Genomic DNA, 22,944 nt, shown 5'->3' on the forward strand with positions numbered 1-22,944 from the left:
GCCGTGTCGCGGCCTGGACGGCTCGGCCGGACGCGGTACCTGCTGTGCCGGTGGCCGCGTAACGACCGCCGGAGCGCGTGCGGACACTACAATAACGCCGTTTCGCGCGCCGGACCTGCCGCCGCCCGGCGGCCGGCGGGTGCGCCGTGCCCCGGATCACCGCGGTCCCGTCACCGGCGGTCCCGGCCGGCCGGACACGCCGTCTCAGCCGGTCCTCGACCGCGGCCTCCGCTTTCGTAGACTCCTACGCCATGACCGCGCCTGCGCCCGACACCCGCGACCGTGAGCCCGCCCCCACCGGCGGCGACGGGTCCGCGGCCGACGACTCGTCCGATCCGGGGTCGTCCACCCCGCGCCCGACGACGACCGCGGCCCCGGAGCAGCCGGAGCAGGACACCGCGGCCGAAAAGCGGCGCGGCGGCCGGTGGCGGCGGGTCGACGCGCTGGTGGCCCTGGTCTACCTCGCCGGAGCGTTCTGGGTCACCGCCCGCGGCTGGCGCGACTACGACGGCCGGCTGCTCGGCAGCCGCCCGAACGACCAGGGCTTCAACGAGTGGATGCTGGCGTACGCGGCGCACGCGGTCACCAACCTGGAGAACCCGTTCTTCACCACGCTCCAGAACGCCCCGGCCGGCGTGAACCTGATGACGAACGTCGGGATGCAGTTGCCCGGCCTGGTGCTCACCCCGGTCACGCTGCTCTTCGGCGCGTCCTTCTCCTATCTGCTGTTCATCACGCTGAACCTGGCCGGCACCGGGTACGCCTGGTACCACGTGCTGTCCCGGCACGTGGTCGACTCCCGTGCGGCCGCGTTCGTCGGCGGACTGTTCTGCGCCTTCGCGCCGGCGCTGATCTCGCACAGCAACGGCCACCCGCACATCACCGCGCAGTGGCTGGTGCCGTTCATCGTCTGGCGGGTGATCGCGCTGTCCCGCGGCGAGCGGGTGATCCGCGACGGCCTGATCCTGGGCGGGCTGGTGGTGGCCCAGTTCTTCATCAGCCTGGAGATCCTCTTCCTGACCGCGCTCGGCTGCCTGCTGCTGGTCCTGGCCTACCTCGTCTTCCGGCCCCGCGACGCGGTACGCCGGCTGCGCCCGCTGCTGTCCGGTCTGGCGATCACCGCCGTGCTCGTGTCCGCGGCGGCGGCGTACCCGTTGTGGATGCAGTTCGCCGGCCCGCAGCACCGGGTCGGCCACCCCGGCACCCCGGACATCTACGCCCTCAAGCTCGGCTCGTTCGTCGAGTTCGCCACCAAGTCGATCGCCGGTGGCCCGACCAGCGCGATCGGCTGGGCGCCGAACACCACCGAGCAGGCCAGCTTCTACGGCTGGTCCCTGGTGGTGCTGGCGGCCGGGGTGCTCTGGTGGCTGCGCCGGGAGACCACGGTCCGGGTCCTCGGGGCCGTCGGCCTGGTGTCGGCGCTGTTCTCCATCGGCACCACCTGGACCGTCGGCACCCGTCGCACCGACATCCCCGCGCCGTTCGCCCTGGTGCAGAACCTGCCCGTGTTCGACTCCGTGGTGGTGTCCCGGTTCGCGCTGATCACCACGGTGGCGCTCGGTGTGCTGCTGGCGGTCGCCGGTGACCGGCTCGCCGCCCGCCGCACCGAACCGGCCGGCCGGCTGGCCGCCCGCGTCGGGGCCGTGGCGGTGGCCGCCGCGCTGCTGCCGATCCTGCCGATGCCGCTGGACGCGAAGGGCCGCACCCCGGTGCCGGACTTCGTCACCGCCGGCACCTGGCGCGACCACGTGGCGCCCGGCCGCACGCTCGTCCCGGTCCCGGTGAACGGCATGACGTCGCTGTACTGGAGTTCTGCCGCGGTGGCCGGCTTCGCCGTCCCCGAGGGCTACTTCCTCGCGCCGGTCTCCGCCACCGACAACACCGGCCGCTGGGGCGTCGACCCGCAGCCCACGGCGAAGCTGCTCACCGCCGTCTCGCTCGGCGAGCGGGACACCACGGTCGGCCAGGCCGACGTCGACCAGGCGCGCGCCGACGTCCGCTACTGGAAGGCCGACGCCGTGGTGCTGCCCGACCGCGGCGCCCGCCGCCACGACGACCTGAAGACCGTGCTGGACGCGCTCTACGGCCCGGGGGAGCGGGTCGAGGACGTCTGGGTGTGGGACGTCCGGCCGTTCACCCGCTGACCGGTCACGGCGACTTCGTCCAGATCAGCAGCAGATAGCCGCCGAAGTAAGCGGAGAGCGCCACGAGCGTGACCAGCACCGTGCCGGCCCGGGCCCATCCGGCCCGGGCCAGGCCCACGGCGGCCGGCAGCAGCAGCGGGAACGCCGGCAGCAGGAACCGCGCCTTGGAGTGGTAGTAACCGGCCGCGCCGAGCGTGGTGACGAGCATCAGGCCGCTGTAGAGCAGCAACTGCCACGGCTGCCGGTCGATCGCGCTCAACGCGAAGAACATGATCGACAGCAGCGCCACCACGGTGACCACGAGCAGCGGCAACGCGGCCACCTGCACCAGCGCCTGCTGGCCCCGGTCGACGGTGTAGACGCCGAAGTCGAAGGTGGTGCCCCCACCCGGCGGACTGGATGTGGAACCAGCCGTCCGGCCGGCCGGTCCGGGTGCCGACCCAGGCCAGGTAGCCCAGCCACCCGGCCGGGGCGAGCAGCAGCGCCGCCCAGGGCCGCCAGCCGTCGCGCCGCCTGACGACCGCCAGCAGCGCGGCCAGCCCCACCACCGGGATCAGCGACGAGGCGGTGGGCCGGGTCAGGCCGGCGAACAGGCACACCACACCGGCGGTCATCCAGTGCCGGCGCAGCAACGCGTACAGCGTCCACGCGGCCAGCGCGGTGAACAGGCTCTCGCTGTAGCCCATCGACTCCACGACGGCGTGCGGCACGGCGCCCCAGAGCGCGGCGAGCAGGATGCCGGTACGCCTGTCGTGCAGGTGCTTGCCGATGGCGTACAGGCCCCAGGCGGCGGCCAGCGCGGCCAGCCACGCCACGACCAGCGCCGACTCGCGCGGGCTGAACGGGGAGAGCCGCTCCAGGGCCGCGGTCAGGCCCGGGTAGAGCGGGAAGAACGCCATGTTGCTCTGGGTCTTCTCGTACCCGTCGTAGCCGTGCTGGACGATCCCGAGGTACCAGTTGCCGTCGGCCCGGGTGAGCCGCTCGACCGGGGAGACGTCGATGTTGCGGGCCCACAGGTAGACGACGAGCACGCCGATCAGCCGGATCACCGCGTACAACGCCAGCGCGGGCGCCGCGTCCCGGGCGGCGTCGCGCAGCCGCCGGACGTAGCCGGGCCGGACGCGGTCGGCTGTGGCCGGGCCGGTCGGCGGGGCTGGTGCGGGCCGGCTGGGTTCCTCGGTGGTCACCACGTCCATTGTGCGGTCCCGTTCGCGCTGAGCTGCGATTGTCCGGAGGCCCGCGTGGCGCGGCCGGCGACCCGGCGAACGACCCGGAGCGGGCGCCGGTCGTTGAACAGGATGGAGGGTAGCAACCGTCACACCAGGTCGTGGGGCACCGGCGGCGGCGGGCGTTCGAGCCCGATCCGCTGTCGTAGACTCGCTCGGGTCCGCGGGCGCGGTGCTGGCGACGACGAAACGGGCAGGAATGGGATCTGACGGCACGACCGCAGCGGCGGGCACCCGGGGACGGGTCGTGATGCTGGTGGACAACGGGGTCATCGGGGACTCCCGGGTGCAGAAGGCGGCCCGCTCCGCCGCCGCCGCCGGCTGGGACGTCGTGCTGCTCGGCCGCGCGCCGGTCGGCAGCCCGCAGAGCTGGCGCCTCGGCGCCGCCGAGGTACGCCTCGTGCCGATGCCCGAGCCGCTGGCCCGCCGCCGGCACGAGTTCCGCCGGGCCTGGCTGCGGCACCCGCTCGCCTATCCGCCCAGCGGCATCGCGGCGCAGCGTACCCAGGCGGTGAAAGCATGGCGCGCGGACCTGGCGGTCCGCCGGGCGGCACTCACCGTCGCTGCCCGCGAGTCCGGCGCGGGCCGGCCGGGCGGGCTGCCCTGGGCCGCGCTGCGCGCCGAGGAGAAGCTGTCCGGCCTGACCCGCAAGTGGGTCGGTTTCCGCAACCGTCAGCTCACCCGGGCCCGCAAGGGCCGCAAGCTGGACGGCCCCTGGGACCGCGCGTACACGCTGTTCTGGCGCAAGCTGCGCGGCGACGGCGCGTGGCGGCGCCTGGAACCGGGCCTGTGGGACTACGAGCTGGCCTACGGCCCGGTGGTCGACGAGCTGGCGCCGGACCTGATCCACGCCAACGACTTCCGGATGCTCGGCGTCGGCGCCCGCGCGAAGGTCCGGGCCGCCGCGAAGGGCCGCCGGATCGCGCTGCTCTGGGACGCCCACGAATACCTCCCCGGCGTGCAGCCGTGGCGCGACAACGCCCGCTGGCTGCCCGGCAACGTGGCGCACGAGCGGGAGTACGTGCCGTACGCCGATGCCACCATGACCGTCTCCGGTGGTCTGGCCGACCTGCTACGCACCGAGCACGGGCTGGCCGAACGGCCGGCGGTCGTGCTCAACGCCCCCGCGGTGGACGAGTTGCCCGCGGATCCGGCCGGGCCGGCGCCGGACATCCGCGCCCGCTGCGGGCTCGGGCCGGACGAGCCGCTGCTGGTCTACAGCGGGGTGGCCGCCGCCAAGCGCGGTCTCGGCGTGATGGTCGAGGCGCTGCCCCGGCTGCCCGGCGCGCACGTCGCGTTCGTGGTCAACAAGCCCGACTCGGCGTACGTCAGGGGCCTGGTCACCCGGGCCGGTGAGCTGGACGTGGCGGACCGGGTGCACGTGCTGCCGTACGTGCCGCACCACCAGGTGGTCCGGTATCTCGGCGGCGCGCAGGTCGGAGTCATCCCGATCCAGCACTGGCCGAACCACGAGATCGCGCTGATCACCAAGTTCTTCGAGTATTCACACGCCCGCCTGCCACTGGTCGTCTCCGACGTGCGCACCATGGCCGAGACTGTCCGGGAGACCGGTCAGGGTGAGGTGTTCCGCGCCGAGGACGTGGCCGACTTCGTCCGCGCGGTCACCGCGGTGCTCGCCGACCCGCAGCGGTACCGCGCCGCGTACGACCGGCCGGGCCTGCTGGCCGGCTGGACCTGGGAGGCGCAGGCGCGGGTTCTCGACGAGGTCTACTCCCGGCTGCTGCCCGACGCGCCGCCCCGGCCGACGCCGCCGGCGCACGCCCCGGTGGAGCCGGCACAGGTGGAGGTGGGCGCGTGAACGGGCCGGACGTGACGGTGGTGGTCGCCGTCTACAACACCATGCCGTACCTGACCGCCTGCCTCGACTCGCTCGTCGGGCAGAGCATCGGCCGGGACCGGCTGGAGGTCGTCGCCGTCGACGACGGCTCCACCGACGGCAGCGGCGCGGAACTGGACCGCTACGCCGAGCGGTACCCGGGCACGGTCCGGGTGCTGCACCAGGCCAACTCCGGTGGCCCGGCGGCGCCGAGCAACCTGGCGCTCGACCACGCCCGCGGCCGGTACGTCTTCTTCATCGGCTCGGACGACCACCTCGGCCCGGAGGCGCTGGAGCGCCTCGTCGACGCCGCCGACCGGTGGGACTCCGACGTGGTGCTCGGCCGGATGGTCGGCACCAACAAGCGCTACGTGCACCAGGCCGTCTACGCCACCACCCGGGAGCGGCTCGACCTGTTCGACAGCGACCTGCCCTGGTCGTTGTCGAACACCAAGCTGTTCCGCCGGGACCTGATCGAGCGGCACGGCCTGCGGTTCCGTACGGACATGCGGATGGGCAGCGACCAGCCGTTCACGCTGGAGGCGTGCTTCAGGGCGAAGAAGGTGTCGGTCCTCGGCGACTACGAGTTCTACTACGCGGTCAAGCGGGACAACGCCCAGAACATCACGTACGCCAGCCGGTTCGAGGAGCGGCTGCGCTGCGCCGAGGAACTCGTCGGGTTCGTCGCCGGCCTGATCGAGCCCGGCCCGCGGCGGGACGCGGTGCTGGTGCGCCACTTCACCTGGGAGGTGGCGAAGCTGCTCCGCGCGGAGTTCCTCGCCCTCGCCCCGGACGTGCAGCGGCACGTCCACGACCGGATCCGCAAGCTCGCCGAGGCGTACCTGACCGACGGGGTGACCGCCCGGATGGCGCCCGAGGAGCGGCTGCGGGTGGCGGTGGCTCGCGACGGCGACCTGGACGCGCTGTGCGCGCTCATCGGCCAGCAGTCCGACCGGTCACTGCCCGAGGTGGTCGTCGACGGCGACCGCTGGTACGCCGACCACGTCGGCTTCCGCGACCCGGCGTTCGGCTACCCGGACGACTGGTACGACGTCACCGAGCGGGCCGCCGCGATACTGGCCAAGCTGACCGCGACCGGGCTGGCCTGGGGACGCGACGCCGCCGGGGCGCGGGCCCTGGTGGTCACCGCCCGCAGCCGCCGGGCCGAGCTGGCCGAGCTGAGCGCGGAGGCGCTGCGGGTCAGTGTGGGCGATCTGACGGGTGTCACGTCGGCCGAGTCCTCCGGCAGCGGTACCGTCGTACGAACGGACTTCGCGGTGGACCGGTTGCTGGCGGTCGTCGCGGGGACAGGCGAGCGTCGTATCGTACGCGCCGAGGTCTCCGCCCTGGGCGGGACGGGCTCGGCGCCGTTGCGCACCGACCGCCCCGTCGCCGCACCCCGGCTGGTGGCCCGGCGCGGTGTCCGCTGGCACCTCGTCACACCCACCACGAACCACAAGGGCCAGGTGATCGTCGCGATCACGCCGGTGACCCCCGGTCGGTTCCTTGCCCGCCTGCGCCGAATCTGGCCCTCTGGAGGAAAGTAGTTCATGAACATCTGCGTCGTCGCGCTCGGCAAGATCGGTCTGCCGCTGGCCGTGCAGTTCGCGTCCAAGGGGCACCGGGTGATCGGCGCCGACGTCTCCGAGCGGGTCGTCCAGCTGGTCAACGACGGTGCCGTGCCCTTCCCGGGTGAGGCCGACCTGGACGTCAAGCTCAAGGAGACGGTGGCCGCCGGCCTGCTGTCGGCCACCACCGACACCGCCGCCGCGGTCGCCGAGTCGGAGGCGGTCGTCGTGGTCGTGCCGCTGTTCGTGGACGCCGAGGGCGTGCCGGACTTCGGCTGGATGGACGACGCCACCCGGGCCATCGCCCGTGGGTTGAAGCCGGGCACGCTGGTCAGCTACGAGACCACGCTGCCGGTCGGCACCACCCGTAACCGGTGGGCGTCGATGCTCGCCGAGGGCTCCGGCCTGACCGCCGGCACCGACTTCCACCTGGTGTTCAGCCCCGAGCGGGTGCTCACCGGGCGGGTCTTCGCCGACCTGCGCCGCTACCCGAAGCTGGTCGGCGGCATCGACGAGGCGTCGGCCGCGCACGGCGTGCGGTTCTACGAGGCGGTGCTCGACTTCGACGAGCGCCCCGACCTGGACCGCCCGAACGGCGTCTGGGACCTCGGCTCCGCCGAGGCGTCCGAGCTGGCCAAGCTCGCCGAGACGACCTACCGGGACGTGAACATCGGCCTGGCGAACCAGTTCGCCCGCTTCGCCGACACCGTCGGCGTGGACGTCACCAAGGTCATCGAGGCGTGCAACACGCAGCCGTACAGCCACATCCACTCGCCGGGCATCGCGGTCGGCGGCCACTGCATCCCGATCTACCCGCGGATGTACCTGTGGAACGACCCGGCCGCCACCGTGGTCCGCTCGGCCCGCGAGGCCAACGCGGCCATGCCGGAGTACGCGGTCGACCTGCTCGCCGCCGCGTACGGCGATCTGACCGGCGTGGGCGTGCTGGTGCTGGGCGCCGCCTACCGGGGTGGCGTCAAGGAGACCGCGTTCTCCGGCGTCTTCCCGACCGTGGACGCGCTGCGCCGGCGGGGTGCTGTGCCGTACGTCTCGGACCCGATGTACACCAACGAGGAACTGGTCGCGCACGGCCTGCCCGGGTACGACGGCGAGCCGGTCGGCGCCGCGGTGGTCCAGGCCGACCACGCCGAGTACCGCACCCTCGCCCCGGCCGACCTGCCGGGCGTGACGGTGCTGGTCGACGGCCGCCGGGTCACCGACCCGGCGCGCTGGACCGGCGTGCGCCGGGTGGTCATCGGGGGCTGACCCCACCGACTCCGCGGGCCCCGGCCGTCTCGAACGGCCGGGGCCCGTCGCGTGCCGCCGCCGGGATGAGCCGGAATCACGCCGTGTGGAGTTCACCTGCCGGACACCCCGGCAATACTTGTGTCATGTGATCCGTTTAGGGTCGCAGCCGTCGGAAATCGACCCGCACCGACATCGGTGGGGCAGACAGGGAGCGTGTCGTTGTTCAGCAGAGTACGCAGCCAGCAGGGTCTCGCCGCGGTCGGCGCGACGCTCCTCGGCTACGCGGTCATGGTCCTCGCCGGAGTCCTCGGCCTGGTGGTCCCGTACGCGGTGGCCGCGGTGGTCGCCGTCGCCGGTGAGCTGGCCCTGGCCGGGCGGCACACCGAGACCGCCACGCTGCTCGACAAGGCCGGTCTGGGCGAGACATTCCGGCGGTTGGTGCGGGACCTGTCGGTGGTCCTGCTCGTGGTCGCCGCGGTGCGTCCCGGCGTGGCCGGCACCGTCGCCGTCCTGCTGCTGCCCGCCGCGCTGTGGACCGTGGCCGTCGCCACCAACGCGGTGACCAAGGTGATCGACGGCCGGGTCGACCCACCGGCGTACACCCGCAACATCGACCTCGGCGCGCTGCGGCGGGTTCCGGTGCCGCCGGCCTGGGCGCGGCTGCTGGCCGGGCTGCGCATGCCGCTGCTGAACGTGCTGCTGGTGCCCGCGGCAGTGGTGGCCGCCGCACTCGACCGGGTCGCCCCGGTGGTGCTCACCGCCCTGGTCACGCTCGCCGCCGGCCTGGTCACCGCCGCGGTGCTGGCGCTCACCGCGCTGCGCGGCCGGGGCAAGGCCCCGGGTGTGCTGCCCGCCGTGCACGACTGGATGGCCCGGGAACGGCCCGAGGTGGCGCTCTACTTCGCCGGCCCGGCCAAGGACGTCTACCAGGCCAACATGTGGCTCGCGCCGGTGGAGGCGACCGGCCGTCGCGCCGTCGTGCTGCTGCGCGCCGCGGACGCGTTCGAGCAGCTCGCCGACACCCGGCTGCCGGTGATCTGCGTGCCGGCCGGCGTCGACTTCATGAACCTGGACCTGGGCTCGCTGCGCGTGGCGCTGTACGCCGCGAACGTCGGCGCCAACATCCACCTGCTGCGGGAGCCGGGCGTGAAGCACGTCTTCGTCGGCCACGGCGACAGCGACAAGCAGGCGAGCGTCAACCCGTACAGCAAGGTGTACGACGAGGTCTGGGTGGCCGGGCCGGCCGGGCGGGAACGGTACGCCCGGGCCGACGTCGGCGTGCTGGACCGCGACATCGTGGAGGTCGGCCGCCCGCAGCTCGCCGGGGTGCACACGTTCGGCTCGGGCGCCGCCGACCACCGCTTCACGGTGCTGTACGCGCCGACCTGGGAGGGCTGGCTCGACGACGACCCGTACCACACGTCGCTCGTGCTGATGGGTGAGCGGATCGTGTCCGGCCTGCTCGCAGCCGGGGACGTGCGGGTGATCTACAAGCCGCACCCGCTGACCGGGACGCGCTCGCCGAAGGCCCGCGCCGTGCACGAGCGGATCGTGTCCCGGATCAAGGCCGCCGGCGGCGAGACCGATCCGTCCTCGCTGGACGGCACCGCGCACCTGGTGGTCACCGGCCGCACGCCGGGGCTGTTCGACTGCTTCAACGTCACCGACCTGCTGGTCAGCGACGTGTCCAGCGTGGTCTCCGACTTCGTGCAGAGCGAGCGCCCGTACGTGGTGGCGAATCCGGCCGGCCTGCCCGAGGACGAGTTCCGGCGGCAGTTCCCGACCGCTCGGGCGGCGTACCTGCTCTCGGCGGACTGCGGCGAGCTGACGAAGATCCTCGACGTGACCCGGGCCGGGGACGACCCGATGACCGGGGCGCGGCGGGAGCTGAAGGAGTACCTGCTCGGCCCGGCCGGGTCGAACCCGATGGACCGGTTCCGGGACGAGATCGGCCGGCTCTGCGGCTGAGGCGTACCGACGGAGCAGGGGCGACGACCGCGCCGGTCGTCGCCCCTGTCTCGTCCGGTCAGCCCTGGTGCGGCGGGTTGTCGACGTCGCGGGAGATGACCTCGCCCTTGGCGTCGACCCAGCCCTTCGGGCGGGCCGGGTTGCCGGCCACCAGCTGGTACGGCTTGACGTCGCGGGTCACCACCGAGCCGGCGGCGATCATCGCGTACTCGCCTACCTCGATGCCGCACACGAGCGTGGCGTTCGCGCCGATCGACGCGCCCCGGCGGACGAGCGTCGGGGTGATCGTCCAGTCCGGATTCTGGGCGCGCGGGCGGAAGTCGTTGGTGAACACCGCGCACGGGCCCACGAACACCTCGTCCTCGATGGTCACGCCCTGGTAGACCGAGACGTTGTTCTGGATCTTCACCAGGTCGCCGACTGTGACGCCCGCGTCGACGTAGACGTTGCGGCCGATCACGCAGCCGGCGCCGACCTGGGCGCTGGACCGGATGTGCGCCAGGTGCCAGACCTTGGTGCCGTCGCCGACCTCGGCGCCGGACTCCACGTCGGCCGTCGGGTGGACGAAGACGGAGGCGGACCGGTCGTTGCTGTCAGTCATCTCAACTCGCATCATGGCCAGGGCGCGTCGCGCCGTCGGGCGGGCTCGACGCAGCATAACGAGCGCTCACGCGAGCAGTTCGGCCACCGCGTCGGCGGCGGGCCGGTCGGCCGGCAGCGGGTGCGCGGCGACCACCGCGTCCACCGGCAGCGCGGCGTACAGGTGCGGGAACAGCGCGCCGCCGCGGGACGCCTCCCAGCGCAGCGCGTCGCCGAGCCGGGCCTCGTCCACCGCGAGCAGCGTCAGGCCGGTGACCCCGGCGAAGAAGCGCCGGGCGGTCTCCACCACCTGGTCGGCGGCGGAGAGGTGGACGTAGCCGTCCTGCCGGTCCATCGCGGTGCCGGCGAACCGCCCGTCCGCCCGCGCCCGCGTCCACTCGTCGTCGGTGAGAATCTTGTAGATCACTGCAGCAGCCTAGAGCGGCCTCGCGTCCCGGCGGCGCGTCTGCCACCATTCGCAGGGCAACACGTCGAGTCGAGGGAGGAAAGGGTGCGGATCCTCCTGGTCGAGGACGACCGCCGGGTCGCCGCGGCGTTGTCGTCCGCGCTGACCCGGCGCGGTTACCAGGTGGAACACGCCGCGACTGTGGCCGCCGCGCTCTCCGCCGCCCCCTGCGACCTGGTGCTGCTCGACCTGGGGCTGCCCGACGGCGACGGCACCGACCTGTGCCGCGAGCTGCGGCGGCGCAGCAGCCGGCTCGGCATCATCGCGGTGACCGCGCGCGGTGAGGAACGCGACCGGGTGCTGGGGCTGCGGCTGGGCGCCGACGACTACGTGGTGAAGCCGTTCTCGATGGTGGAGCTGCAGGCGCGGATCGAGGCGGTGCTGCGCCGGGCCGCGCACACCGCGCCGCAGCGCAACCTGATCGAGGCCGGTACGGTCCGCATCGACGTGGGCGGCCGGACGGTGACGGTGGCCGGCCGGGACGTCTCGCTCACCCGCAAGGAGTTCGACATCCTGCTGTCCCTGGCCCGCCAGCCCGGGGTGGCGGTGCCGCGCGAGCGGATCCTGCTCGATGTGTGGGGCACCACCTGGGCCGACCGGCACACCGTGGAGGTGCACGTCGGGTCGCTGCGCGGCAAGCTCGGCGACCCGACGCTGGTGGAGACCGTACGCGGGGTCGGCTACCGGCTCCGCGAGGCGTGAGGGCCGGTTCGTGCGCCGCCGGCTGGTGATCAGCTACCTGCTGCTGATGGTGCTGGTCCTGATCGCCCTGGAGACGCCGCTGGCGGCCACGCTCGCGACCCGGGAGACCGACCGGGTCCGCGCCGACCGTCTCGCCGACGCCACCCGTTTCGCCTCGCTGGCCGGGCCGGCGTTGCGGGGCGGCAGCCCCGGCCCGCTGGACGGGGAACTGGCCGCCTACGACGCGCTCTACGGCATCGGCGCGGCCGTGGTGGACCGGGACCGCCGTACCGTGGTGGCCTCGTCCGGGTGGGAGCCGGGCGCGGGCACCCGCGCGGCGCTCGACACCGCCCTGTCCGGGCAGCAGTTCAGCGGCCCGGAGTCGGTCTGGCCCTGGGTCGGCGGGCCGGTGGTGACGGCCGTGCCGATCAACGACGGCGGCGAGGTGCTCGGCGCCGTGGTCACGACCAGCCCGGCGGACGGCGTGCGCCGCACCGTCACCGTGTGGTGGCTGCTGCTCGCGGGCATCGGCCTGCTGGCGGTGCTGGCCTGCGTCTCGACCGCGTTCGGGCTGGCCGGCTGGGTGCTGCGCCCGGTCACCGAGCTGGACGCGGTGACCCACGAGATCGCCGAGGGCCGCCGCGCCGCGCGGGTCCGCGCCGGACTCGGGCCGCCCGAACTGCGCCGGCTGGCGACCAGCTTCAACGACATGGCCGACGCGGTCTCCGACGTGATGGACCGGCAACGCGCCTTCGTCGCGCACGCCAGCCACCAGCTCCGCAACCCGCTCACCGCGCTGCGGCTGCGGGTGGAGGAACTGGGCCCCAGCCTCACCGACCCGGACGGGCGCGCCGAGCACCGGCTGGCGCTGGAGGAGACCGACCGGCTCGCGACGGTGCTCGACGCGCTGCTCACGCTGGCCCGCGCCGAGCGGGAGGAGAACGAGCGGGTGACTGTGGACGCCACCGCCACCGCCGCCTCCCGGGTGGCCGCCTGGCTGCCGCTGGCCCGGCACCGCGAGGTCACGCTCCGCCTCGACGCCGAGGACGCGCCGGCGTACGCTCGGACCGTGCCGACCGCCATCGACCAGGCGCTGGACGCCCTGATCGACAACGCGGTGAAGTTCAGCGGCGCCGGGGGAGAGGTGACGGTGACCGTACGGGCCGCCGACGGCGGGACGGTGCTGACCGTCGGCGACACCGGCCCGGGCATGACCACCAGTCAGCTCGACCAGGCCACCGAGCGGTTCTGGCGGGCGCCGGACGCGCAGAACGTGGACGGCGTGGGCCTCGGGCTGACCATCGCGGCGGTGCTCGTGGACGCCTCCGACGGCCGGCTCACCATGCGCCAGGGCGAGCCCCGGGGCCTGGTCGCCGAGCTGTGGTTCCCGGCGCCCGCCGACGCGCCGGTCCGGTGCTGACCCGCGTCAGGGCTTCGCGGCGCGATACCACTGCGCCGCGCCCGGATGCAGCGGCAGCGGGGTGGTGACGATCGCCGACCGGGGACTCATCCGTCCCGCCGCCGGGTGCGCGGCGGCCAGCTCCTCCCGGCGGTCCATCAGCAGCCGGGTCACCTCCCGCACCAGCGCGGCGGGCAGGTCGGCGCGGACGATCAGGTAGTTCGGGTTCGCCACCGTGCTGACCGGGGCGGCCCGGTACACCGAGCGCGGCACGTCCCGGGTCACGTAGACCTGCCCGTACGCCCGGCGCAGCGGCTCGGTCCAGTCGCCCAGGTCCACGATCCGCAGCGAGGTCCGCTGGGCCAGGTCGGCGACGCCGCGCACGGGTAGCCCGCCGGAGAAGAAGAACGCGTCGATCCGCCCCTCGCGCAGGGCCGCCACCGAGTCGTCCAGCCCCAGGTGTTCCTGGCGTACCCGGTCGCCACCGAGCTGGGCCACCGCCAGCAGACGGGTGGCGGTGATCTCCGTGCCGGAGCCGTCGGCGCCCACCGACACTCGCCGGCCGCGCAGGTCGCCGAGCGTGCGGATCGGCCCGCCGGCGCGGGTCACCAGGTGCAGCAGGTCGTCGTAGACCCGGGCCACCGCGAGCACCGACGGATGCTCGGGCTCGCGCGGCGGCAGCACGTCGGCCTGGGTGAAGCCCAGCTCGGCCTCCCCGGCGCCGACCAGCCGGACGTTCTGCGCCGAGGCGGCGGTGACCACCACCTCGGCCCGTACGCCGGGCAGCTCCCGGTTGAGCAGCGCCGCGAGCGACTGGCCGAAGGCGTGGTAGACGGCGGTCGGGCTGCCGGTGGCGATGCGGATGCGGGTCGGCTCGGACGGCTCGTCCCGGCACCCGGTGAGCCCGGCGACGAGCAGGAGCACCAGCGCGAGCGGGGCGGCGGCGCGCACAGGCCAGTGTCGGCTCACGGGCTGCACTCTGCGCCGTGCACCCGCCGTGGCGCAAGCCCACGCGGCGCACGCACCACCGCAGGCCCGGCGTGCGGCAGTCTCGGGCCGGGCCGGTCAGCTCGCCGGGGCCAGCTCCGCGCTCTCGGTGATCCGCTCCCGGTGCTCGCCGTTGGGTACCACCACGAGGAAACAGCCCGAGCCGGGCCGCAGCGCCGCCGGCACGTCCAGCAGCGCCGCGCCGCGTACCAGCACCGCCGCCAGGTCCCGGTCGGCGAGCCGGATGCCGAGGCAGTGCCGGCGGACGTGCCGGCCGCCCGCGAGCAGCGCCGCCCGCCAGGCCGCCGCGGCCAGCCGGGGCCGCCACAGCCGCCGCGGCGCCGAGGCGCCCGGGAACGGCCCGCCGAGCAGCTCCCGGCGGCCCTGCCGCCAGCCCGTGGTCAGCAGATTCGCGTACGCCGCCCGGTGCTGCGGCGGCACCGACAGCCGGTGCAGCTCGTAGCGGCGGCGCAGGCCACCGGTGGTCAGCTCGTGCTCGACCGGCACGTCGAGGCGTCCCAGCAGCTGCCGCATCCGTTGCGCCGCGTCCTCGCGGTTGAACTCGGCGATGCCGCCGCGGTGCGGTCCGCTGTCGAGGCGGCGTACGTCGGCGGCCGGCGGCGGCGTGCAGCGCACCATGCAGGCGACCTCGAAGGCGTCGGTCAGGGTCAGCCAGTCCAGCGGCGGCGGCGACGGGCGCGGGCGGTCGAGCAGCGTGGTGAGCATCGGCGCGGCTCCTCGGTCGTCGGGGTACCTCTACCGTCGCTGCCGAGCGCCGGACCGGGAACCGCTGCGCCCGAGCCTTGAGCAAAATTTGCGGGAAGCCCGCGGCTCAGAGCTCGGTGACCACCAGGTCGACCTGCCGGGGCCGCCCGGCCGCCCGGGGCGCCTCCTCGACCGTGTATTTCAGCTCCCGCAGCGCCCTCACCAGCGCGTCGGCGGTACGCGGCCGGGCGTCGGCGAGCAGCAGATCCCGCACCAGCCGGCCCTTCGTGGCCTTGTTGAAGTGGCTCACCACCGACCGGGCCGGCGTGCCGTCCACGATCCGTTCGTGCAGCACCCGTACCGTCACCGTGCGTTCGGCGAGCGCGCCGCGCGGCGTCCAGGTGGCCGCGTACGCGCCGGAGCGCAGGTCCAGCACCGGGCCGCGCCCGGCGGCGGGTTCCAGTACCGGGCCGAGCACCTCCCGCCAGTACGCCGACAGCGCGCCGAGCCCCGGCAGCCGCGCTCCGATCGGGCAGCGGTACGGCGGGATCCGGTCGGCGAGGCGTACCGCGCCCCACAGGCCGGAGCTGATCAGCACCTGGCGGCGGGCCGCCCGCTGCGCGTCGGGGGGCAGCGTGTCCAGGCCCAGCGCCTCGTAGAGCACGCCGGTGTAGAGGCGTCCGGCCGGGGCGGTCGCCGCCTCCCGCAGCCGGGCGTTGCGCCGCAGCTCGCCGAGCTGCCCCTCGGTGAGGCCCAACGCGGTCCGGGCCGCCGTCTCGTCCGGCCCGGCGCACAGGTCGACGAGCGCGGTCAGGACCGCCTCCCGGGCCGGGTTCAGCTCGGTCAGGGACAGCCGGGACAGGTCCAGCCGGCGGCCGGTGCCGGCCTCGGCCTTCCCCTCCGACGGGGGCAGCAGGATGAGCACCGGCACAGCGTACGGGCCGGGGTCAGCGCCACGGCCGCACGGCACGGTCGGGGTGGTACACGCGACTGCCGCCCACCTCGGCCACCACCGCCGCGTCGGCGCGGTCACCCAGCAGCCGCCGCAGTGTGCGCTCGGCCGGGGAGCCGACCGCCACCACGTACCCGGGCCGTTCCGCGCGCGCCACCCGCTGCCAGTACGCCGGATAGCGGTTCTGCCCGGGCGTCAGCGCCCCGTCGAGCACACCGCAGGCGACGGTCTCCCCGGTGTTGAAGATCAGCCGGTTGCAGGTCCAGTAGTCCCCGTACACCTCGTGCAACCCGGCGCCCCGCACCGTGTCGGCGAGGCGGCGGGCCGTGCGCTCCTCGTCCCGTACGCCCGGCACGCCGGCCAGGAACGCCACGGTCCCGGCAACGGTGGCGGCGGTCAGCCCGGCCAGTACCACCGCCGCCGCGGTGCCGCCGAGCCGGGCCGTCCACCCGGTGGTGGCCCGCAGGGCGTGCGCGGCGGTCAGCCAGAGCGGCCACAGCACGGCCGGCAGCGAGATCTGGAGCACCGACAGGTAGCGGGCGTTGCCGAGCGGGTCGGTCGCGGCGAGCGGGCTGTGCACGTACGCCAGAAGTGTCAGCACCGCGCCCGCGACCAGGGCGAGGATCGCCACGGCCCGGACCCGCGCGGCGTGGTCGGCGGCCCGGCGGTACGCGATCAGCCCGAGCGCGGCGGCGGCCACCAGCAGCACCGGGTAGAGCACGCCGAACCACTGCGCCCAGCGCGCGCAGCCGTCCATCGGACACATGCCCGACGCCAGTGGCACCCCCTCCAGCAGCCCGCCGCGCAGGCGTTCGGCCAGCGACGGCGCGACGCCCTCCTTGGTGCTGATCTCGCGGAACACCGACAGCGAGTCCTGCCCGGGCGGCGCGACGAGGTTGTCCTTGACCACCGGGGCGATCCCGGCCAGGAAGCCCGTCACCAGCAGCACGCCCGGCCAGCCGATCAGATCGCGGGGCACCGCCACCGCGAGCACCACCGCCGCGACCAGCAGGTACGGCGCGATCAGCCAGTCCGACCACAGCGCCAGCCCGGCGAGCAGCCCGAACGCGCCGGTGGCCAGCCAGTGGTGCCGGATCCGCCGGCCGCCGAGGGCGACCGCGATCAGCAGCATCGCCAGCACGGCCGGCTTCACCTCCGGGCGGCCGCCGACCACTGTGAGCTGGTCGCGGACCACGCGTTCCGAGCCGAGCGCCAGCAGGCCCACCACGACCACCGCCAGCCAGGGGGAGAACAGGCGACGGGTCAGCCGGTACGCCAGCCACAGGAAGACCGCGAAGAGCGCGAGCAGCGGCAGCCGCAGCACCGGCCAGCTCGGCCCGGCCCAGCCGACGAGCGGCGCGGCCAGGTACGACTCCAGCACGCCCATGTAGCGCTGGCCGTAGAGGAAGACCGGCCGCTCACCACCGGCGGCGATGTGCAGTGCGGCCAGGCCGAACGTGGCCTCGTCGCTGTTCGACGCGGGCACCGTGAGCAGCGTCAGCACCAGCCGGTAGCCGACCCCCGCGGCGCCGAGCAGCAGCGCCATCAGCGCCGGCGCGTCCGGACGCGGTCGTACCGGGTTCCGCTTCGTCGTCGACACGACCAACGCCCCCGTCGTCGTCCCGACCGCAGTCTGTCACGGCGGCGCCCGGCGCCGGGGCGGATCGGCGTGGATCACTCGCGTGGCCCGGCCGGTCCGGTTGTGGCACTGTTGCCGTGTGCCGCCCACACCACCGGACCAGCTGGCCGTCCCGCAACTGCACCGCGCCGCGCGCTTCGAGGACGCCGTGCACGGCCTGGTGGAGCGCCGGTTGCGGCGCACCGGGTGGCAGCCCAACATCATCGCGTACGCGGGCTACGGCGCCCCGGGCTGGGCGCGCGTGCTCTGCCGTGTGCTGCTGGGCCGCCCGGACACGCGGCGGCGGGGCCGGCTGGACAAGGTGCGGGGCTGGCGCAGCTTCGCCACGCTGCCCGCCAAGCACATCACGGTGACCATCGAGGCCGACGGCGTGCGCCAGGAGGTGACCGCCGACCGCAGCGGCTTCGTCGACACCGTGATCGAGGCCGACTTCACCCCCGGCTGGGGCTGCGTACGCCTCAGCGTCGCCGACGCCGAGCCGGTGGAGGCGCTGGTACGCATCCTCGACCCGGCCGTCCGCTTCGGCATCCTCTCCGACATCGACGACACCGTCATGGTGACCGCGCTGCCCCGGCCGCTGCTGGCCGCGTGGAACACGTTCGTGCTCGACGAGCACGCCCGCACCGCCGTGCCGGGCATGGCCGTGCTGTACGAGCGGCTGGCCACCGCCCACCCGGGCGCGCCGGTCTTCTACCTGTCCACCGGCGCGTGGAACGTCGCGCCGACGCTCACCCGGTTCCTGTCCCGGCACCTCTACCCGGCCGGGCCGCTGCTCCTCACGGACTGGGGACCGACCGCCGACAGGTGGTTCCGCAGCGGCCGGGAGCACAAGCGGGCCACGCTGGCCCGGCTGTCCCGGGAGTTCCCCGAGGTGCGGTGGCTGCTGATCGGCGACGACGGGCAGCACGACCCGGAGATCTACCGGGAGTTCGCCGCCGCGCACCCGGACAACGTCGCGGGGGTGGCGATCCGGCGACTGTCCCCGACCCAGTCGGTACTGGCCGGTAGCCTCCCGGCGCCCGCAGGGCGGTCGTCGTCGGGCCCGATCGGTCAGAAGTGGCTGAGCGCCCCCGACGGTGCCGGCCTCTGGAAGCTCCTCCGCGAAGCCGACCTGGTCTGACTCCTGCGGCCACCCGGCGACGGGCGGTCACGCGCCGTCAGCCTGGGTGTGGAGAGCGACCGCCAGATCGCGGTCATCCCGACGCCGGGATATCACAGAGCGTAGTGCTGACCGGGAAGCGACTCCCCGATACGGTTATGACTCAGAGGCATATTTATGCCTCTGAGTCATAACGGGCTCGCCGTGGGCCGCCCGGCCGGCTGGGCTGTGCCGTCAGGCCGGGCGGAGCCAGAGGACGCCCAGCGGCGGCACGCGCAGGGAGACCGACGCGGGCAGGCCGTGCCACGGCACGTTCTCGGCGTGCACCTCGCCCAGGTTGCCCACCCCCGACCCGCCGTAGTGGTGGGCGTCGGTGTTCAGCGCCTCGGTCCACGTACCGGCCGCGGGCAGGCCGATCCGGTAGTCCTCCAGCGGCAGCGCGGAGAAGTTCGCCACGCACACGAGCGTCTGCCCGTCCGGGGCGATCCGGATGAACGACACCGCGTTGTTGGCCACGTCGTCCCCGGCGATCCAGCGGAAGCCGGCCGGGTCGGTGTCCTGCGCCCAGAGCGCCGGGCTCTCCCGGTAGACCCGGTTCAGGTCGGCGACCAGCCGCTGCACGCCCGCGCGGGCCGGATCGTGGGTCAGGTACCAGTCGAGGCCGCGCTCCTCGCTCCACTCCCTGTCGTCGGCCAGCTCGCAGCCCATGAAGAGCAACTGCTTGCCCGGGTGCGCCCACATGTACGCCAGCAGCGCCCGCACGGTGGCCAGCCGCTGCCAGGTGTCGCCGGGCATCTTGCCGGCGAGCGAGCCCTTGCCGTGCACCACCTCGTCGTGGCTGATCGGCAGCACGTAGTTCTCGCTCCACGCGTACGCCAGGGAGAACGTGAGCTGATGGTGGTGGTGCTGCCGGTAGATCGGGTCCTTCGAGGTGTAGAGCAGGGTGTCGTGCATCCAGCCCATGTTCCACTTGAACCCGAACCCGAGCCCGCCCTCCGAGGTGGGCCGGGTGACGCCGGGCCAGGCGGTGGACTCCTCGGCGATCATCAGTACGCCCGGGTGGTGCCGGTAGACGGTGGCGTTGACCTCCTGGAGGAACGCGATGGCCTCCAGGTTCTCCCGGCCGCCGTGCACGTTCGGCGCCCACTGCCCGTCCTGCCGGGAATAGTCCAGGTAGAGCATCGAGGCGACCGCGTCCACCCGCAGCCCGTCGATGTGGAACTCGTCGAGCCAGTACAGCGCGTTGGCGACCAGGAAGTTGCGCACCTCGTTGCGGCCGAAGTCGAAGACGTACGTGCCCCAGTCGGGGTGCTCGCCGCGACGCGGGTCGGGGTGCTCGTACAGCGGGGTGCCGTCGAAACGGGCCAGGGCCCACTCGTCCTTCGGGAAGTGCGCCGGCACCCAGTCCAGGAGCACGCCGATGCCGGCGGCGTGCAGCCGGTCCACCAGGTGGCGGAAGTCGTCCGGGTCGCCGAACCGGGCCGTCGGCGCGTAGTAGCCGGTGACCTGGTAGCCCCACGAGCCGCCGAACGGGTGCTCCATCACCGGCAGGAACTCCACGTGGGTGAAGCCCATCTCCAGCACGTACGCGGTGAGCTGCTCGGCCAGCTCCCGGTAGCCGAGGCCGGGCCGCCAGGAGCCCAGGTGCACCTCGTACACGCTCATCGGCTCCTGGTGCGGCGCCTGCCGGGACCGGCGCGCGAGCCAGTCCGCGTCGCCCCACTCGTACCGTGACTCGTGCACCACCGACGCGGTGGCCGGCGGCACCTCGGTGCGCGCGGCCATCGGGTCGGCCTTGTCCCGCCACCGGCCGTCCGCGCCGAGGACGCGGTACTTGTAGCGGCTGCCCACCGGCATGCCCGGCACGAAGATCTCCCACACGCCGCTGGAGCCGAGCGAGCGCATCGGCCACCCGTCGTCCGGCGCCCAGCCGGTGACGTCGCCGATCAGCCGCACGGCCCGTGCGTTCGGCGCCCAGACGGTGAACGCGACGCCCTCGTCGAACACCCGGGCGCCGAGCGCCGCCCAGAGCCGCTCGTGCCGCCCCTCGCCGATCAGGTGCAGGTCGAGGTCGCCGAGCGTGGGCGGATAACGGTACGGGTCGTCGTGCGTCGTGCCGTCCACCTCGACCCGGTAGTCGAGCACCTCACCGGGGAGGACCGCCTCGAAGACACCGGCGTCGTGGACCCGCTTCATCGGGTGCCGTTCGCCGTCGGCGAGCACCGCCACCTCGCCCGCGCCCCGGCGCAGCGTCCGGATCGTGGTGCTCCCGTCGGCCGGGTGCGCGCCGAGCACGGCGTGCGGGTCGTGTACCTCGCCGGCGATCAGCTGGTCCATCGGGCGTCGTCCTTGTCGGCCGGTGCGGTCGGGGCGGTGCCGCCGGAGAGGTCGGCGGGCACGTCTTCCACTGTCAGGTCGGGCGCGGCCGGCTGCTCCGGCTCGGCGGCGGTCGGCGCGGCCGGCTGCGGGGGCTCGGGTGCGGCCGGGCGGCGCACTGTGAGCACGTGCGCCGGTTGCAGGTACGGGTCGAGGCGCACCGCGTTGCGCTGCCCCCAGTCGTACTCGGCGCCGGTCAGCTCGTCGCGCACGGTGAACCGCTCGTGCCAGTCCAGGCCGAGCGCCGGCATGTCGAGCGTCGTGTTGCCCCACTGCACCTCGCGTGAGTCGAACGAGCAGACCACGATCACCGTGTTGCCGGTTTCCGGGTCGTGCTTCGACCAGCACAGCAGCGCCGGATTGTCGATGTCGTGGAACCGCAGGTTGCGCAGCCGGTGCAGGGCGGGGTTGTCCCGGCGTACCCGGTTCAGCGTGGTGACGAACGGCGCCAGCGACCGGCCCTGCGCCAGCGCGGCGTCCCAGTCCCGGGGCCGCAGCTCGTACTTCTCGTTGTCCAGGTACTCCTCGGCACCGGGGCGCGCGACGTGCTCGAACAGCTCGAACCCCGCGTACATGCCCCACGAGGGGGACAGCAGCGCCGCCAGCACCGCCCGGATCTTGAACATCGGCGGGCCGCCGTGCTGCAACGACGAGTGCAGGATGTCAGGCGTGTTCGGCCAGAAGTTCGGCCGCATCCAGTCGACCGAGGCGACCAGCTCCTCGCAGTACTCCCGCATCTCGGCCGCCGTCGTGCGCCAGGTGAAATAGGTGTACGACTGGGTGAAGCCGATCTTGCCGAGCCCGTGCATGATCGCCGGCCGGGTGAACGCCTCGGCCAGGAACAGCACGTCCGGGTCGACCTTCTTGACCTCGGCGATCAGCCAGTGCCAGAAGTCGAACGGCTTGGTGTGCGGGTTGTCGACCCGGAAGATCCGGATGCCCTCGCCGACCCAGTGCAGCACCACCCGCAGCACCTCGGCCCGGATGCCCTCCGGGTCGTTGTCGAAGTTCAGCGGATAGATGTCCTGGTACTTCTTCGGCGGGTTCTCCGCGTACGCGATGCTGCCGTCGGCCCGGGTGGTGAACCACTCCGGGTGCTCGGTGACCCACGGGTGATCCGGCGCGCACTGCAACGCCAGGTCCATCGCCACCTCCAGCCCCTGCTCGGCGGCGGCCGCGACGAAGTCGCGGAAGTCCTCCGGCGTACCCAGATCGGGGTGGATGGCGTCGTGGCCGCCCTCGGCCGCGCCGATCGCCCACGGCGAGCCCACGTCGTCCGGCCCGGCGGTGAGCGCGTTGTTGCGGCCCTTGCGGTTGACCCGGCCGATCGGGTGGATCGGCGGCAGGTAGAGCACGTCGAAACCCATCGCCGCGACACCCGGCAGCCGTTCCATCGCGGTGGCGAACGTGCCGGAACGCGCGGGCGCGTCGACTGTGGCCGGGACCGCGCCCTCGGAGCGGGGGAAGAACTCGTACCAGGCGGAGAAGAGCGCCCGCGGCCGGTCCACCCACAGCGTGCGCTCCTCGCCGGTGGTGACCAGCTCGCGCACCGGGTGCTCCCACAGCAGGTCGGCCAGGTCCAGCGCCGCGCTCACCCGCCGCGGCAGGTCCAGGTCGTCGTCGGCCAGCGCCCGCGCGGCTTCGCGTACGCGATCACGGTCGGCCCTCGGCACCAGGTCGAGCGCGGCGGTGAGCACCCGTACGCCCTCGGCCAGATCGTTCGCCAGCTCGGCCGCGCCCTGACCGGCGGCGAGCTTCTTCGTGACCGCGTTCTGCCACGTGAGGTACGGGTCTCCGAACGCCTCCACGGCGAAGCGCCACAGGCCGACCGCGTCCGGGCGGATGGTGGCGTGCCATCGGTCCTGGCCGGGTTCACCCGGGCGCATCCGGGTGAACGGGCGGGCCGCGCCGTCCGGGCCGAGCCAGACCACGTTGCACCCGAGCGCGTCGTGGCCCTCGCGGTAGGCCCGCGCCGACACCGGCACGACCTCACCGACGACAGCCTTGGCCGGGTAGCGACCGCAGGAGACGACGGGGGAGACGTCTTCGATCGGGAACCGTCCAGTCACC

Annotated in this window: 17 protein-coding genes; 8 read left to right on the forward strand and 9 right to left on the reverse strand. The window is 73.9% G+C overall.

Annotation, left to right across the window (positions count from 1 at the left end; translation table 11 throughout):
* Window positions 1–251 precede the first annotated feature (251 nt).
* Window positions 252–2,144, forward strand: coding sequence for a hypothetical protein (locus tag ABD52_RS04380; RefSeq protein WP_235437336.1), 1,893 nt, complete (start codon window positions 252–254; stop codon window positions 2,142–2,144).
* Here ABD52_RS04380 and ABD52_RS04385 read toward each other — a convergent pair.
* Window positions 2,081–3,331 (reverse strand): glycosyltransferase family 39 protein, encoded by a 1,251-nt coding sequence (locus tag ABD52_RS04385; RefSeq protein ID WP_235437337.1) that lies wholly within the window; start codon window positions 3,329–3,331, stop codon window positions 2,081–2,083. The two genes, ABD52_RS04380 and ABD52_RS04385, sit on opposite strands and share 64 nt — an antisense overlap.
* Before the next feature lie 289 nt (window positions 3,332–3,620).
* On the opposite strand from ABD52_RS04385, the gene ABD52_RS04390 reads away from it, so the two are divergent.
* From ABD52_RS04390 to ABD52_RS04405, 4 genes are all read left to right on the forward strand, one after another.
* The gene (locus ABD52_RS04390) at window positions 3,621–5,189 is read left to right on the forward strand and encodes a glycosyltransferase family 4 protein (RefSeq protein WP_047890881.1); all 1,569 of its coding nucleotides are present in this window, start codon (window positions 3,621–3,623) and stop codon (window positions 5,187–5,189) included.
* Entirely contained in the window at window positions 5,186–6,754 is a 1,569-nt protein-coding gene (locus tag ABD52_RS04395) for a glycosyltransferase (protein ID WP_047890857.1), read from the forward strand. The genes ABD52_RS04390 and ABD52_RS04395 overlap by 4 nt, the downstream gene beginning before the upstream one ends.
* 3 nt (window positions 6,755–6,757) lie before the next feature.
* Window positions 6,758–8,041: a nucleotide sugar dehydrogenase gene (locus tag ABD52_RS04400; protein ID WP_047890858.1), complete on the forward strand. Its 1,284-nt coding sequence runs from the start codon at window positions 6,758–6,760 to the stop codon at window positions 8,039–8,041.
* Window positions 8,042–8,242: 201 nt separating this feature from the next.
* Complete coding sequence (locus ABD52_RS04405; protein WP_013285273.1) at window positions 8,243–9,991, forward strand: CDP-glycerol glycerophosphotransferase family protein; 1,749 nt, start codon at window positions 8,243–8,245, stop codon at window positions 9,989–9,991.
* A gap of 58 nt (window positions 9,992–10,049) precedes the next feature.
* Here ABD52_RS04405 and ABD52_RS04410 read toward each other — a convergent pair whose 3' ends face one another.
* Together ABD52_RS04410 and ABD52_RS04415 are read right to left on the reverse strand one after the other, a co-directional pair.
* A complete protein-coding gene (locus ABD52_RS04410) occupies window positions 10,050–10,592 on the reverse strand; it encodes an acyltransferase (RefSeq protein WP_047890859.1) in 543 nt (180 codons plus the stop codon).
* A gap of 66 nt (window positions 10,593–10,658) precedes the next feature.
* Entirely contained in the window at window positions 10,659–10,997 is a 339-nt protein-coding gene (locus tag ABD52_RS04415; protein ID WP_047890860.1) for a DUF952 domain-containing protein, read from the reverse strand.
* Between the two features lie 84 nt (window positions 10,998–11,081).
* Between ABD52_RS04415 and ABD52_RS04420 the strand changes: the two genes are divergently transcribed.
* Window positions 11,082–11,738 carry a response regulator transcription factor gene (locus ABD52_RS04420; protein ID WP_013285276.1) on the forward strand — a complete coding sequence of 219 codons (657 nt, stop codon included), beginning with the start codon at window positions 11,082–11,084 and terminating at the stop codon, window positions 11,736–11,738.
* Between the two features lie 10 nt (window positions 11,739–11,748).
* Window positions 11,749–13,137, forward strand: a complete 1,389-nt coding sequence (locus tag ABD52_RS04425; protein WP_030270477.1) for a HAMP domain-containing sensor histidine kinase — start codon at window positions 11,749–11,751, stop codon at window positions 13,135–13,137.
* Window positions 13,138–13,143: 6 nt separating this feature from the next.
* On the opposite strand, the gene ABD52_RS04430 is transcribed toward ABD52_RS04425, so the two are convergent.
* The 4 genes from ABD52_RS04430 to ABD52_RS04445 all read right to left on the reverse strand — a co-directional run bounded on the left by ABD52_RS04430 (window position 13,144) and on the right by ABD52_RS04445 (window position 17,306).
* On the reverse strand, window positions 13,144–14,085 hold the full coding sequence (locus tag ABD52_RS04430; RefSeq protein WP_013474739.1) for a TAXI family TRAP transporter solute-binding subunit: 942 nt from the start codon (window positions 14,083–14,085) through the stop codon (window positions 13,144–13,146).
* A 96-nt stretch (window positions 14,086–14,181) separates the two neighbouring features.
* The gene (locus tag ABD52_RS04435) at window positions 14,182–14,829 is read right to left on the reverse strand and encodes a hypothetical protein (protein ID WP_013285279.1); all 648 of its coding nucleotides are present in this window, start codon (window positions 14,827–14,829) and stop codon (window positions 14,182–14,184) included.
* 106 nt (window positions 14,830–14,935) lie between these two features.
* Window positions 14,936–15,739 (reverse strand): peroxide stress protein YaaA, encoded by an 804-nt coding sequence (yaaA, locus tag ABD52_RS04440; RefSeq protein ID WP_082171207.1) that lies wholly within the window; start codon window positions 15,737–15,739, stop codon window positions 14,936–14,938.
* A gap of 16 nt (window positions 15,740–15,755) precedes the next feature.
* On the reverse strand, window positions 15,756–17,306 hold the full coding sequence (locus tag ABD52_RS04445) for a hypothetical protein (RefSeq protein WP_200905162.1): 1,551 nt from the start codon (window positions 17,304–17,306) through the stop codon (window positions 15,756–15,758).
* A gap of 172 nt (window positions 17,307–17,478) precedes the next feature.
* Here ABD52_RS04445 and ABD52_RS04450 point away from each other — a divergent pair, with 172 nt between their 5' ends.
* Window positions 17,479–18,519, forward strand: a complete 1,041-nt coding sequence (locus tag ABD52_RS04450) for an App1 family protein (RefSeq protein ID WP_030270470.1) — start codon at window positions 17,479–17,481, stop codon at window positions 18,517–18,519.
* 213 nt (window positions 18,520–18,732) lie between these two features.
* Here ABD52_RS04450 and glgB read toward each other — a convergent pair whose 3' ends face one another.
* Both glgB and ABD52_RS04460 read right to left on the reverse strand, forming a co-directional pair.
* Window positions 18,733–20,835: a 1,4-alpha-glucan branching protein GlgB gene (gene glgB / locus ABD52_RS04455; RefSeq protein WP_047890862.1), complete on the reverse strand. Its 2,103-nt coding sequence runs from the start codon at window positions 20,833–20,835 to the stop codon at window positions 18,733–18,735.
* Window positions 20,823–22,943 (reverse strand): alpha-1,4-glucan--maltose-1-phosphate maltosyltransferase, encoded by a 2,121-nt coding sequence (locus ABD52_RS04460; protein ID WP_047890863.1) that lies wholly within the window; start codon window positions 22,941–22,943, stop codon window positions 20,823–20,825. Before ABD52_RS04460 ends, glgB begins: the two co-directional genes overlap by 13 nt.
* Window position 22,944: the final 1 nt, after the last annotated feature.

Source organism: Micromonospora sp. RV43 (genome assembly GCF_001029515.1).
Lineage (GTDB): Bacteria > Actinomycetota > Actinomycetes > Mycobacteriales > Micromonosporaceae > Micromonospora > Micromonospora aurantiaca.